This is a genomic window from Mycobacteriales bacterium (assembly GCA_035504215.1).
GTDB lineage: Bacteria > Actinomycetota > Actinomycetes > JAFAQI01 > JAFAQI01 > DATAUK01.
The window spans coordinates 1-14,199 of record DATJSI010000010.1 but is presented as its reverse complement, the minus strand read 5'-3'; the positions used below and the strand labels follow the sequence as shown (position 1 = coordinate 14,199).

Below are 14,199 nucleotides of genomic sequence, written 5' to 3'. Positions count from 1 at the left end.
TCACGACGAACACCAACTGGCAGTCCTACTCCGGCGAGTCCTCGCTCGGCTACACCGCCCAGATGGCCGGCCTCGCGGTCCAGAACTTCGTCTCGGCAGCGGTCGGCATCGTGGTCGCCATCGCGCTCGTCCGCGGCTTCGCGCGGCAGAAGACCGACCAGCTCGGCAACTTCTGGGTCGACCTGGTCCGCACCTGCGTGCGCATCCTGCTGCCGATGTCGTTCGTGCTCGCGATCCTTTTCATCGCCGGCGGAGCGATCGAGAACTTCCACGCGTTGCACACCTACCGGACGGTGGCCGGCGGCAGCCAGACGCTGACCGGCGGGCCGGTGGCAAGCCAGGAGGCGATCAAACAGCTCGGCACCAACGGCGGTGGCTTCTACAACGCCAACTCGTCCCACCCGTTCGAGAACCCGACGTCGTGGACGAACTGGCTGCAGATCTACGCGCTGCTGGTGATCGGGTTCTCGCTGCCGCGCACGTTCGGGCGGATGGTGAAGGACAACCGCCAGGGCTACGCGATCGTCGCCGTGATGGCGGTGCTGTGGATCGGCAGCGTCTGCGCGATGAACGTCTTCCAGGGCATCCACCACGGCACCGTTCCGACCTCCGTCGGCGCTGCGTCCGAGGGGACAGAGGTTCGCTTCGGCATTCCCGACTCGGCGACGTTTGCATCGTCGACGACGCTGACATCAACCGGTGCGGTCGACTCCTTCCACGACTCCTACACGAGCCTTGGCGGCGCGGTCGCGCTGCTGGACATGCAGCTCGGTGAGATCGCCCCGGGCGGCACCGGATCGGGGCTCTACGGAATCCTGGTGCTGGCCGTCATCACCGTCTTCATCGGCGGGTTGATGGTCGGGCGAACACCGGAGTACATCAAGAAGAAGATCGGCGCGCGCGAGATGAAGTTCGCCTCGCTGTACTTCCTGACGACACCGATGTTCGTGCTGGTCGGCGCCGGGCTGGCGATGGCGTTACCCGGCGAACGCGCCGACATGCTCAACTACGGCGCGCATGGCTTCTCCGAGGTGCTATATGCGTTCACCTCGGCGGCGAACAACAACGGGTCCGCGTTCGCCGGTATCGACGTCAACACCGCCTGGTACAACACCGCGCTCGGCCTCACGATGCTGGGAGCCCGCTTCATCCCGATGATCTTCATCCTCGGCCTGGGTGGCTCGCTGGCCAAACAGCAGGAGGTTCCGATCTCCGAAGGCACCTTGCCGACGCACCGCACGCTGTTCATCGCCATGGTCACCGGCGTCGCGTTGATCGTGGTCGCCCTCACCTACCTGCCGGCCCTTGCGCTCGGGCCGCTCGCGGAAGGCCTGCACTGAGATGACTGCCGCAACGTTTGACGCACCGATGCCGCGTGCTCCGCACGACGACGGCCCGCGGCGGGTCCAGGGCGGCCTGCTCGACCCGAAGATGCTGTGGACCTCGACCCCCGATGCGTTCCGGAAGCTGAACCCGGCAACGCTCTACAAGAACCCGGTCATGTTCATCGTCGAGATCGGCTCGGTCTGGACGACCTGGCTCGCGATCCGCGACCACACCTCGTTCGCGATCATCACCACTGTCTGGCTCTGGCTCACGGTGCTGTTCGCGAACCTCGCCGAGGCAGTGGCCGAAGGTCGGGGGAAGGCTCAGGCCGAGACCCTGCGGCGGGCAAAGACGACGACGGTCGCGCGGGTGCTCGACGACTGGTCTCCCGGCGCCGACCCGGCGACGCTGCACGAGCACGAGGTTTCGGCCACCGAGCTGCAGCAAGGGCAGTACGTCGTGATCGAAGCCGGCCAGTTCATCCCGGGCGACGGAGACGTGGTCGAAGGCATCGCCAGCGTGGACGAGTCGGCGATCACCGGCGAGTCCGCACCGGTCATCCGCGAGTCCGGCGGCGATCGCAGCTCGGTCACCGGCGGCACCCGCGTGCTCTCCGACCGGATCGTGGTGGAGATCACTCAGAAGCCGGGTGAGAGCTTCATCGACCGAATGATCGCGCTGGTCGAAGGCGCCTCGCGGCAGAAGACACCCAACGAGATCGCGCTGAACATCCTGCTCGCGTCGCTGACGATCATCTTCCTGCTCGCGGTGGCGACGTTGCAGCCGTTCGCGATCTTCGCGAAGGCCCAGCAGCCCGGGGTGGCCAACTCGCTGGCGCTGAACAGCCACGGCGTCACCGGGGTGGTGCTCGTCTCGCTGCTGGTGTGCCTGATCCCCACCACGATCGGCGCCCTGCTGTCAGCAATCGGCATCGCCGGCATGGACCGCCTCGTCCAGCGCAACGTCCTTGCGATGTCGGGCCGCGCGGTCGAGGCCGCCGGTGACGTCAACACGTTGCTGCTCGACAAGACCGGAACCATCACGATCGGCAACCGCGAGGCGTCCGAGTTCATCCCTGTCGGCGACGAGACCGAGGCCGCCCTCGCGGACGCCGCCCAGCTCGCCAGCCTGGCGGACGAGACGCCGGAAGGCCGGTCGATCGTCGTACTCGCGAAGCGGGAGTACGGCCTGCGCGAGCGGCAGCCGGGCGAGCTCACCCACGCGACCTTCGTCGAGTTCACGGCGCAGACCCGGATGAGCGGGGTCGACCTGGCCGAGGCGGGCGGCACCCGCGAGATCCGCAAAGGCGCGTCCGCGTCGGTGCAGGAATGGGTTCGGGCCGCGGGCGGCACCGTGCCACCCGAGCTCGGCGAGCTCGTGGACGGCATCTCCGCCGCCGGCGGCACCCCGCTGGTCGTGGCCGAGAACGGGCCGGCCGGCGCACGAACCCTCGGGGTCATCCACCTCAAGGACATCGTCAAGCAAGGGATGCGCGAGCGCTTCGACGAGCTTCGGGCGATGGGCATCCGCACCGTCATGATCACCGGCGACAACCCGCTGACCGCAAAGGCGATCGCGGACGAGGCCGGCGTCGACGACTTCCTGGCCGAGGCGAAGCCCGAGGACAAGATGGCGTTGATCCGGGCCGAGCAGACCGGCGGAAAGCTGGTCGCGATGACCGGTGACGGCACGAACGACGCGCCCGCGCTCGCCCAGGCCGACGTCGGGGTGGCGATGAACACCGGCACGTCGGCTGCGAAAGAGGCCGGCAACATGGTCGATCTCGACTCGAATCCCACGAAGCTCATCGAGATCGTGGAAATCGGCAAGCAGCTGCTGATCACTCGCGGGGCGTTGACAACGTTCTCGATCGCCAACGACGTCGCGAAGTTCTTCGCGATCATTCCTGCGATGTTCGCAGCGGTCTATCCCGGCCTCGACAAGCTCAACGTCATGCGGCTGCACTCGCCGCAGTCCGCAATCCTGTCCGCGGTCATCTTCAACGCCATCATCATCGTGCTGCTGATCCCGCTCGCACTGCGTGGCGTTCGATACCGCCCGAGCAGCGCGTCGCAGATGTTGCGCCGCAACCTCTATGTGTACGGCGTCGGAGGCCTGATCGTCCCGTTCATCGGCATCAAGCTGATCGACCTCGTCGTCCAGTTCATCCCCGGAATCAGGTGAGTGTGATGTCGCGTCTCCCGGGTTGGGTCCGCCAGCATCTGGCGGCGCTCCGCCTTCTGGTCGTGATCACCGCCGTCTTCGGCATCGGCTACCCGTTTGCGGTCGCGGCAGTGGCGCAGATCCCCGGCCTGCAGCATCGCGCGAACGGCTCGCTGATCCATCTCGACGGCAAGGTGGTCGGCTCCGCGGTCATCGGCCAGGCCTTCACCAACGCCAAGGGCGACCCGATCGCGAAGTACTTCCAGAGCCGGCCGTCCGACGCCGGCGACGGCTACGACCCGACCGCGACCTCGGCGTCGAATCTCGGGCCGGAGAACATCATCGACACGCTGCCGAACCCGGCCGTGAAGGGCGACACCGGCAAGCAGAGCCTGCTCACGCAGGTCTGCAGCCGCAGCCTCGAGGTCGGGCGGTTCAACGGCGTGAACGGCCTGCGGCCGTACTGCACGACGACCGGCGTCGGCGCCGTACTGTCGGTGATCCGCAGCCACGGCGCGACCGGCAAGGTCGTGAAGGTGGTCAGCGTCAACCAGGAGTGCCCGGCGACACCGTTCATCGCGACCTATCACGGCGTGCCGGTCACCTGCGACACCTACGGCGAGGACATCGCCGTCGGCACCATCGTCCCGATCCACGGCCCGGGCAAGGCCTGGCCACGGAACCCGGTGCCGCCGGACGCAGTTACTGCGAGCGGGTCTGGCCTGGACCCGGACATCTCACCGGCGTACGCCGACCTCCAGGCACCGCGGGTGGCAAGAGCGCGGAACCTGCCGGTGTCACAGGTGATGGCGTTGATCAAGAAATACACTTCAGGCCGCACACTGGGCTTTATGGGGAACCCGGCGGTCAACGTGCTCCAGCTCAACCTGGCTCTCGACCGGATGAGCGACTAGGGCAGGAGACCGAGGGCGACATGGCACGAGGGACGCTGCGGATCTATCTCGGCGCGGCGCCGGGCGTCGGAAAGACCTTCGCCATGCTCGACGAGGCGCATCGTCGTGTCGCTCGCGGCACCGATGTGGTGGTGGGCTTGGTCGAGTCCCATGGTCGGCTGAAGACGCTCGCAAAGATCGGCGATCTCGAGGTGATACCGCGCAAGCGGATCAGCTACCGCGGCAGCGAGTTCGAGGAGATGGATCTCGACGCGGTACTCGCCCGGAATCCCGAGGTCGTGTGCGTCGACGAGCTGGCGCACACGAACGTGCCTGGCTCGCGCAACGAGAAGCGCTGGCAGGACATCCAGGTGTTGCTCGACGCCGGCATCACCGTGCTCTCCACCGTCAACATCCAGCACCTCGAGTCGGTCAACGACGTCGTCGAGAAGATCACCGGGATCCGCCAGCAGGAGACGGTTCCCGACGCCATGGTCCGCGAGGCGGAGCAGGTCGAGCTGGTCGACATCACCCCGGAGGCACTTCGGCGGCGGATGGCGCACGGCAACATCTATGCGCCGGACAAGATCGACGCGGCGCTCACGAACTACTTCCGGGTCGGCAACCTGACCGCGCTGCGCGAGCTCGCCCTCCTCTGGCTCGCCGACAAGGTCGACGACGCCCTGACGCAGTACCGCCGCGAGCACGACATCGAGGACACCTGGGAGACCCGGGAGCGCGTGGTCGTTGCGCTCACCGGCGGCCCCGAAGGCGACACGCTGATCCGACGAGCCGGGCGGATCGCCGCGCGCGGCGGCGCGGCCCTGCTCGCGGTCCATGTCAGCAAGGTCGACGGCCTCAGCGGGGCGAACCCGGCGGCGCTCGGTCGCCAGCGCCAGCTGGTCGAGTCCCTCGGCGGGACGTACCACGAGGTCGTCGGTGACGACATCTCGGCCGCGTTGATCGAGTTCGCCCGTGGCCAGAACGCGACCCAGCTGGTGCTCGGTGCATCCCGACGCAGTGCGTTCTCTCGCATGCTCACCGGTGCCGGAATCGGTCTGGGGACGGTGCGGATGTCGGGTGACATCGATGTCCATATCGTCACCCACGAGGAGATGGGCCGCGGTCGTGCGCTGCCCGCGATGACCGGCGGGCTCACGTTGCGGCGCCGAGTCCTCGGCGGCGTGCTCACGGCCATCGTCCTTCCGCTGCTCACCTTCGTGCTCACTGCCGTGCGCTCCGAGTTCAACCTCACCACGGACCTGCTCGGCTATCTGCTCGTCGTGGTCGGGGTGTCACTGGTCGGCGGTGCCTACCCGGGAATCGTGGCGGCGGTCGCGGCGAGCGTGTTGCTCAACTACTTCTTCACCCCACCGATCCACAAGTTCACGATCGCCACCCATGACAACGTCATCGCGCTCGCCGCGTTCGTCGTCGTAGCAGCCGCAGTGAGCAGCATTGTGGATCTGGCGGCTCGGCGCACCCGGCAGGCCGCTCGCGCGCAAGCAGAGTCACGAGTGCTCGCGACCGTCGCAGGCAGCGTGCTGCGCGGCGAGAACGCGCTGCACGCGCTGCTCGAGCGCCTACACGAAGCGCTGAGCCTGTCCTCGGTGACCCTGTTCGCGCAGCAGGGTGCCGGCGGCGACCACTGGCAGGTCGTCGACTCGGTCGGGGCCCCGATCTGCGACCGGCCGGCCGACGGCGACACCCAGGTCCCGGCGGGCGCTGATCACATCCTGGTCGTCCGCGGGCACTCACTTCAGGCGTCAGACCAACGGCTGATCGCCGTCTTCGGGATCCAGGCCGGGATCGTGCTCGCTCAGCAGGAGCTCGCCGAGGCCGCGGCCGCAGCGAAGCCGCTCGCCGAAGCCGACCGGTTGCGCACTGCGCTTTTGGCGGCGGTGAGTCACGACCTGCGCTCTCCGCTGGCGTCGGCAACTGCCGCGGTCGACAGCCTGAGCAATCGCGACATCGCCTGGAGCGACGACGAGCGCGAAGAGCTGCTCGCCACGGCGCGCGAGTCCCTGGAGCGGTTGAGCCGGCTGGTCGAGAACCTGCTCGACATGAGCCGGCTGCAGGCGGGTGCGCTGAGCGTTCGCAACACCCCGACCCGGCTCGACGAGGTCGTCCCCCTCGCGCTCGACGCGCTCGGCCGCGAGGCGGCCCGAGTGATCATCGACATCCCGGACACCGTGCCCGAGGTCATGGCCGATCCCGCTCTCCTCGAACGCGTCATCGCCAACGTCACCGCGAACGCTGTGCGCTTCTCGCCCGCCGAGCAACCACCGCTGCTTGCTGCGAGCGCCCACTCCGACTGGGTGCAGCTGCGCATCGTCGACCGTGGCCCCGGCATCGCGGTCGCCGACCGCGACCGGATGTTCACGCCCTTCCAGCGGCTCGGCGACACCGACAACTCAACCGGCACCGGTCTCGGGCTGGCGCTGTCCCGCGGGCTGACGGAGGCGATGGGCGGCGAGCTGATCCCCGACGAGACACCGGGCGGCGGACTGACGATGATCATCCAGCTGCATGCCGCGTATCCGGCCCACCCCGCGCCGGACCTCACCGAGGCGATGCGGTCATGACGACGGTGCTGGTGGTCGACGACGAGCCGCAGATCCTGCGTGCGCTGCGGGTCAATCTCGCTGCGCGCGACTACGACGTCGTGACCGCCAGCAACGGACGGCAGGCCCTTGATGCCGCCGCGCACCACCATCCGGACCTGATCGTGCTCGACCTCGGCCTGCCCGACATCGACGGGGTCGAGGTGGTGCGCGGGGTGCGGGGCTGGACCACGGTGCCGATCATCATCCTGTCGGGGCGCAGCCAGAGCGTGGCCAAGGTGCAGGCGCTGGACGCGGGCGCGGACGACTACGTGACCAAGCCGTTCAACGTCGATGAGCTGCTCGCGCGAATCCGTGCGGTCTCGCGCCGCTCGGCCGTCGGCGAGGACGCGCCGATCGCCACGATCGGTGAATGGACGGTCGACCTGTCCACGCACCGGGTCACGGGCGCCGACGGCGCCGACGGAGCCGACGTACGGCTCACTCCGACCGAATGGCAGCTGCTCGAGATCCTGATCCGGAATCCGGGCCGGCTGGTCTCGCAACGCGAGCTGATCCGCGCGATCCGCGGCCCGAAGTACGACGACGCCGCTCACTACCTCCGGCAGTTCATGGCACAGCTGCGGCGCAAGCTCGAGGCCGACCCGGCTCGCCCGCAGCACCTGCTGACCGAGCCCGGGATGGGATACCGCTTCCAGCCCTGAACCCTGGGGCGATAATCACAGGTGTGAGGCGAATCAACCCGCGCCGGTTGGCGCTGATCGTTGGCGTGATCGCCGTCGGCACGGCGGTCGCCCGGCGACGCGGCTACAACCTGGGCACCAACACCGTTGTGCGATGCAAGGACGGGCACTACTTCACGACGATCTGGATACCTGGCGCATCGCTGAAATCGATCCGGCTGGGGTGGTACCGCTTCCAGCGATGCCCCGTCGGCGACCACTGGACACTGGTCAAGCCGGCCCGTGACATCGATCTCACGGCGGTCGAACGCCAACAGGCCGAGCACAACCGAGACACCCGGATTCCCTGACCGGCGATCGTGATTCCCGAGGACGAGGCTCGCCGGCTCCAGCACCAGTGCGACCGGCACCTGACCGGACACGGCCCGGTCGACGTCGCAGCGATGCTGGCAGCGATCCCCGCGCACACCGTGGTCGACCGGTACGGCGATGGCGGCGTGGTCGCGGACCTCGAAGCCGAGATCGCGTCCCTGCTGGGCAAGCCGGCTGCGGTGTTCCTGCCGACCGGCACGATGGCCCAACAGCTCACCCTTCGGCTCCACGCCGAGCGACGCGGTCGCCGTACCGTTCTCTACCACCCGATGTGTCACCTGGAGCAGCACGAGGGCCGGGCGCTCGAACGCCTGCAAGGGCTGGTCGGCCGGCCGGTCGGTGACGCGAACCGCCTGCTCGATCTCGACGCCCTTCGATCGGTGGCCGAGCCGCCCGCCGCCGTCCTGATCGAGCTGCCACAACGCGACCTCGGCGGCGTCCAGCCCGCGTGGGACGACCTGGCCGCACAGGTCGGGTGGGCACGCGACAAGGGCGCCGCGGTGCATCTCGACGGCGCACGGCTCTGGGAGTCCGCGACCGGCTACGGCCGCCCGCTCGCGGAAGTCGCCGCCGGATTCGACTCGGTGTACGTCTCGTTCTACAAGCTGATCGGCGCGCTACCAGGGTGTTGCGTCGCGGGTGAAGCCCAACTCGTGGCCGAGCTGCGCGAGTGGCGGCAGCGGATGGGTGGCACGCAGTTCGGCCTGTGGCCGAACGCAGCAACCGCTCTGACCCTGCTGCACGAACGACTGCCGAAGCTACCCGCGTACCTCTCGCACGCACGCGCGATCGCCGACGTCCTGCGCGAGATGGATGGCGTCGCCGTCGTACCCGACCCGCCGCAGACCTCGATGATGCACCTGCTGCTCTCCGCGCCTGCCGAGACGCTCGAAGCCGGAATCCGTGCGCTCGCCACCGAGCAGTCACTGTGGACGTGGAGCCGCGCCATGACGACGATCGACCCCGCCGTGCAGCGGGTCGAGCTGTCGGTGGGCGACGCGACGTTGGCCCTCGACCCGCCCGACGTCGCAAAGGCGATCTGCACCCTGATCGGGTCCTGACACCGCTCGGAGGCCGCTCGAATGTCGGTCAGGGCCGGCGGGCCAGGTGGACGGTGATGTCGGCCGTGACATCGACCGGGTCGGGCAGCACCTCCAGAATCCGGGCGTAGACCTGGTCCTGCTGCGCAGCCGGCAGCTGCAGGTACGCCGAGACGGTTGAGAGCTGGCCGACGTAGTCCTGCGCGCTCATCGACAACCGCCGCTCGATGACCGTCTGTACGACGTCGACGAACTCCTCCGCCGCCAGCAGCTCGGTGCCGGGCCATTGCATGATCGGATCGATCGGGGTTCCTTCGGGGAACGGGACATCGTCGGTGTTGAGGAACGCCGCGCGCGCCGCGCGCGCCTCGGCCGCGACCGCCGGGTCGGCAAGCTGGACCGGACCGCCGAAGTTGGCAAAGACACCATCCGGTTCGAGCAACGCCGCCACTCGCGACCACCGCCCGACCGGATCCGTCCAGTGCATCGCGGCGCCCGCGTACACCAGGTCATATGTCCGGCCAGGTGTCAGCTCCTCGAAGGCAGCGGGCGCAACCTCGACGGATTCCGGAACGTGCTTGCGCAGCTCTGCCAACATCTCCGGGTCGGGCTCGGTCGCGGTGACCACCACCCCGCGGGCCGCGAACAAGCGGGTCGCCTTACCGGTCCCCGCACCGATCTCGAGCGCGGTCCGGATCGGCCGGCCCGCATAGGTGACAACCGTGTCGAACAGCTCGTCGGGGTAGCCGAGGCGGAACCGCTCGTAGGCCTGCGCAACCGACCCGAAGCTCAGCGCGCGACCTGACTCCGTCGCCCTCCTCGGCATCGGGCTTGTGGTCCCCGCGTGGTCCGGGTCTGTCACTGCGCCAACGGCGAGCCGACTCGATGCGCCGTACCGTCATTGCTCACGACATCGATCCTCTCGTGAGGGGTCGGGCGAGCCAACCGAGATTGACGACCACGAGCCGCGCCGATCAGACGGCCGGATCGGCCATGATCTCGCGCACCTCCTGCGCACAGCGGCACGCCGCGGCGAACCTTGCCGCCCACTCCAACGCCGCCTCGCGCCCGGGCACATCAACGATGGCGAAGCCACCAACGACTGCCTTCGTCTCCGGATCTGGCCCGTCGGCGACCGTTCCGTCGGGGGCCACGATGCTCGCCCGCTGGGAGTCGATCCCGCCACCAAACACCCAGACGCCGGCGTCCTGAGCAGCCTTGACCACCTCATGCGCAGCGCGATCCACCTCCGGCAGGTCCTCCTCAGGGAACGTCATCGCCCCGTCGTCGAACGAGATCAGGTACCGCGTCACCGGATGGCTCCTCGCGCTCAGAGGTCGTATGCCACCGCGTGGCGGGGTTGGTACAAGCCGACTTCGCCGGCGCCGGGCACTCGAAGACGAGTGAGCAACCCGAAGCCGGCGTTCTGCACCGGCGAGGTGAACTCGACTCCCTTGGCGCTCAGCTCCGCGACGGTCGCCTCGATGTCGTCGCACATGAAGTAGAGCTCGTGCCGGCCGGACGGCGCGCTGTTCCGCGGGCTATCGGGCGTCCCGGACGGATGGATGCCGAGCTCGGCCGGCGGCAGCTGGAAGATCAGCCAGCCGTCGTGCGCGTCGACGTTGGGCAGCTCCAGCACGTCCCGGAAGAACGCACGCGCCGAGTCCGCGTCCTCCGCGTAGATGATGGTGTGGCTCGCGACGATCACGACCACACCATTGCATGCCTGCGGCGGGCGCCGCGAGGCCGGGCGAGCGTCGCTCAGTCGTTGCGCGCCGCTTCGGGCCCGGTCGTTCGCTCGAGCATCGGGAACGTCGTCGCGATCACTCCCAGCGACACGATCAGCCCGACGACGACCAGCAGGTAGTAACTCAGGCCCGGCGAGTGCAACGACTCGCTCAGCTGCGACCGCAAGAACATCCAGGATGCGAGGAAGCCGACGCCGATCGAGAAGACCGAGATCAGCAGCAGCGGCACCGCGGTCTCGAAGGCGATCACCCGGCGCAACAACGAGATCGGCGTGCCGGTCAACCGAAGCAGGCTGAACGGTCGCCGTCGGTCACCGAGGCCGGCGATCACCGAGACCGCCAGGCTGCAGCCGGCGATCGGCAGGCTGGCGAGAATCACGACATCCACCAGCCGCTGGTACGCCGTGGTCCGCGCCGTGTTGGGATCGTCCGCCCGGATCTCCGCGATCGTGCTGACTTGGAACCGCAACGGATAGCTCCGTTCGAGAATCGTCCTCGCCTGCTCGATCGCCGCAGTCGATCCGGTGGTCTCTACCACGACGTACAACGCCGGCAGCCGGTCGATTCGCGATGAGGACAGCCGGCTGGCCGGCCACGTGACGTTGGTGGCCTTCAGCGAGCCGAGGTTACGAAGGTCCGGCTTGATCGAAGCGGTCTGCGCGCCTCCCGTGCAACGGCCGATGGCCGGCGTCGCGGCAAGGGCGGTGCACGAGACGAGACTGCTCGGCTGCCCGGCCTCGGAACCCTTGAGATCCGCCGGATCGAGATGAAGCACGGAGACGCCGGTCACCCCGCGGACGGTCGCCAACGAGGAGGTGAGCGAAGCCGGAACCGACCTCACGTCGCTGCCGACGCCATGGGGCCGGAAGTCGGCGAACGAGTCGACCAGCGTCCGGGCCGCGGCCGGGCTGCTCCGGCCGTCGTCGTTGTATGCCGTGATGGTCGTGATCAGGACCATCGCCACGCTGGTCACGAACAGCGCGATCACGAGACCGCTGATCGCCCGGAAGCCCGCGCGCGGGTTGTCGGACAACCGCCGCGCCGCGAGCAGCGTGGCCGGTTTGCGGGTACGACGGGCCATCAGCCGCGAGCCGGCCATTGTCAGCCACGGTCCGGCGATCACCAGGCCGGCCATGGTGATCAGGATGCCGGTGAGATACGCATCGATCTGCCCTGAGGTCTTCTGTGGCCGGCCGGCATGCACGAAGTAGGCGAGCTCGCCCAGACCGACGACCAGCGGGATCAGCCGGTAGGCCCGGGGCGCGGGTGGCGTCGTACGGCGGCTGACCCCCAATGGAGAGGCTTGCGCCCGGCGCAATGCGATTCGCGCAGCGATCACCGCAGCCAACGGCACCCCCACCGCGACAACCGCGGCCGTACGGAGGTTCAGTGCGAGGTCGCTGGTGAAAAAGCGCGCCCCGGTGAAGGGAATCGGGGCGATGAGCACGCGGAGCCCGAAGAACACCGCGAAGCCGACCGCGACCCCGAGAACTGCGGCCAGCAGCGACTCCACAGCGGAGATCACCGAGATCTGGCTCGGCGTCGCACCGACCAGCCGCATGGCGGCGAAGCGCTGTTCGCGACGGGCGGTCGACAGTCGCGACGCCGTGCCGATGAAGATCAGGATCGGGAACAGCAACGCCGCCGCGCTCACCGCGAGAACGAGGTCGATGCCGCTCGCGTTGATCGCACCGACGTAGAAGCACGCGCCGTTGCAGTCGTGCGGGGTCTGCGTGAGCAGACTCGTCACCCGGGATGCCCCCCGGACGTTGGCGAGCGACGCCGGGGTCCTGCCGACCACGACGACGAGTGAGGTCGGCGACGGCAGCCCCGCCGCGCCGATCGTCCCCACTTGATGACCTGGGTAGCGGTCGGCGAGCTCGGCCGCCGGCACGGAGTGCAGTAGCCGGCTCATCGCCGGCGAAGCGAAGTACTGGCCGGGCCCGGGGAGCCTCGACATTCCCGGCGGCACCGCCGACGTCGGGCCGGTCGTCGCAACGTCGATGCGCGCGATCGACTTGCCGTGGAACTCGTCGGCGGTGAGCAGCCACCACATCGGTGCGTTGCTCGACGAGGACGATGCGGGGATCGCGGGCACCGTTCCGGTCTCGAGCCAGGCGTACTTCCCGTTCTGTGTGTTGACCGCGTTGATCCCGGCCAGCGCGACCAGCAACATGCCGACTCCGAGCGCGACGCCGGCCGCGGTCACGAGCAGCCGGACGAGCGTCTCGCGACCGCCGTTGAGGGTGAGCCGCATCCCGAGGCGGATCACGGCGACGGCTGGAGCTGGTTGACCCGGCCGTCGCGTACGACGACTTCGCGGTCGGCGTACGCCGCAACGCGTGGCTCGTGCGTGACGAGGATCACCGTCGTGCCGCGTTCCCTAGCTGCCGCGACCATGAGCTCCATCACCCGCTCCCCGGTGAGCGAGTCCAGCGACCCGGTGGGCTCGTCGGCGAACAGGACGTCCGGGTGCGCGACCAGCCCGCGCGCCAGTGCGATCCGCTGCGCCTGGCCACCGGAGAGCTCCCCTGACCGCCGCTGCTGGGTGCCGTCGAGGTCCATGCGGTCGAACCACGTCCGCGCCTCGCCGAGCGCCTGCGCGCGGTCGATGCCGTTGAGCAGCAACGGAAGCGCGACGTTCTCCTCCGCGGACAGCTCGGGCACGAGCTGCCCGAACTGGAAGACGAAACCGAACCGGTCGCGGCGCAAGGCGCTGCGACGGCTCTCCCCGAGGGTGTCGATGCGGTTGCCGGCGTAGTAGATCTCGCCCGAGTCAGGCACGAGGATGCCGGCCAGGCAGTGCAGCAGGGTCGACTTGCCCGACCCGCTCGGCCCCATCACGGCGAGGATCTCGCCGGCGTTGACCGCCAGGCTTGCGCCGCGCAGAGCCGGCGTCTGGCCGAAGGACAGGTAGGCATCGCGCGCCTCGATCACCGCGGTCATCGCTGGACCTCCTTCGCGAGTGACTCCAGTCGTGCGGCGGTCAGATCGATCCAGCGCAGGTCCGCCTCGAGGTGGAACAGCGAGTGGTCGGCGAGCAGCGCGTCCACCACACCGCCGGTACGCCGCAGCTCGGTCAGCTCGCGCATGCGCTGCAGATGCGCGGCGCGCTGCGCGTCGAGGTAGTGCTCGGCCGGCCGGTCGAGCATGAGGGCGAGCACGACCTTCACGAACAGCACGGTCTGCAGGTGCGGCTCGGCCTCGACCGGCCCCGAGAGCCAGGCATCGAGCTCGGTGGCACCCTCGTCGGTGATCACGTAGCGCTTGCGGTCGGGACCGGCGCCGGGCTCGGCTTCGGCGGCGATCACGAGGCCGTCGCGGGCGAGCCGGCCGAGGGTGGCATACACCTGGCCGAACGGCAGCGGCTTGCCGCGGCCGAAGTAGGCGTCGTACTCGCGCTTGAGGTC

Annotated in this window: 13 protein-coding genes; 7 read left to right on the top strand and 6 right to left on the bottom strand. The window is 68.9% G+C overall.

Annotation, left to right across the window (positions count from 1 at the left end; genetic code table 11):
- The 7 genes from kdpA to VME70_01115 form a co-directional block, all read left to right on the top strand.
- On the top strand, positions 1–1,340 hold a 1,340-nt coding region (gene kdpA, locus VME70_01145; protein HTW18801.1), incomplete at its 5' end, for a potassium-transporting ATPase subunit KdpA.
- A 1-nt stretch (position 1,341) separates the two neighbouring features.
- Positions 1,342–3,510 carry a potassium-transporting ATPase subunit KdpB gene (gene kdpB / locus VME70_01140; protein HTW18800.1) on the top strand — a complete coding sequence of 723 codons (2,169 nt, stop codon included), beginning with the start codon at positions 1,342–1,344 and terminating at the stop codon, positions 3,508–3,510.
- A 5-nt stretch (positions 3,511–3,515) separates the two neighbouring features.
- On the top strand, positions 3,516–4,403 hold the full coding sequence (locus tag VME70_01135) for a potassium-transporting ATPase subunit C (protein ID HTW18799.1): 888 nt from the start codon (positions 3,516–3,518) through the stop codon (positions 4,401–4,403).
- A gap of 20 nt (positions 4,404–4,423) precedes the next feature.
- Complete coding sequence (locus VME70_01130; GenBank protein HTW18798.1) at positions 4,424–6,967, top strand: DUF4118 domain-containing protein; 2,544 nt, start codon at positions 4,424–4,426, stop codon at positions 6,965–6,967.
- Positions 6,964–7,650: a response regulator gene (locus tag VME70_01125; GenBank protein ID HTW18797.1), complete on the top strand. Its 687-nt coding sequence runs from the start codon at positions 6,964–6,966 to the stop codon at positions 7,648–7,650. The genes VME70_01130 and VME70_01125 overlap by 4 nt, the downstream gene beginning before the upstream one ends.
- Positions 7,651–7,673: 23 nt before the next feature.
- Positions 7,674–7,979, top strand: coding sequence for a hypothetical protein (locus VME70_01120; protein ID HTW18796.1), 306 nt, complete (start codon positions 7,674–7,676; stop codon positions 7,977–7,979).
- A gap of 9 nt (positions 7,980–7,988) precedes the next feature.
- Positions 7,989–9,062: a beta-eliminating lyase-related protein gene (locus VME70_01115; protein ID HTW18795.1), complete on the top strand. Its 1,074-nt coding sequence runs from the start codon at positions 7,989–7,991 to the stop codon at positions 9,060–9,062.
- 28 nt (positions 9,063–9,090) lie between these two features.
- On the opposite strand, the gene VME70_01110 is transcribed toward VME70_01115, so the two are convergent.
- From VME70_01110 to VME70_01085, 6 genes are all read right to left on the bottom strand, one after another.
- Positions 9,091–9,867: a class I SAM-dependent methyltransferase gene (locus VME70_01110; protein HTW18794.1), complete on the bottom strand. Its 777-nt coding sequence runs from the start codon at positions 9,865–9,867 to the stop codon at positions 9,091–9,093.
- Positions 9,868–10,015: 148 nt separating this feature from the next.
- Positions 10,016–10,354: a YciI family protein gene (locus VME70_01105; protein HTW18793.1), complete on the bottom strand. Its 339-nt coding sequence runs from the start codon at positions 10,352–10,354 to the stop codon at positions 10,016–10,018.
- Between the two features lie 17 nt (positions 10,355–10,371).
- Entirely contained in the window at positions 10,372–10,749 is a 378-nt protein-coding gene (locus VME70_01100) for a VOC family protein (GenBank protein ID HTW18792.1), read from the bottom strand.
- 53 nt (positions 10,750–10,802) lie between these two features.
- Positions 10,803–13,061 carry an FtsX-like permease family protein gene (locus VME70_01095; protein ID HTW18791.1) on the bottom strand — a complete coding sequence of 753 codons (2,259 nt, stop codon included), beginning with the start codon at positions 13,059–13,061 and terminating at the stop codon, positions 10,803–10,805.
- The gene (locus VME70_01090) at positions 13,058–13,735 is read right to left on the bottom strand and encodes an ABC transporter ATP-binding protein (protein HTW18790.1); all 678 of its coding nucleotides are present in this window, start codon (positions 13,733–13,735) and stop codon (positions 13,058–13,060) included. Before VME70_01090 ends, VME70_01095 begins: the two co-directional genes overlap by 4 nt.
- The coding region (locus tag VME70_01085; protein ID HTW18789.1) for a PadR family transcriptional regulator at positions 13,732–14,199 on the bottom strand (468 nt) is incomplete at its 5' end. The genes VME70_01090 and VME70_01085, both read right to left, overlap by 4 nt.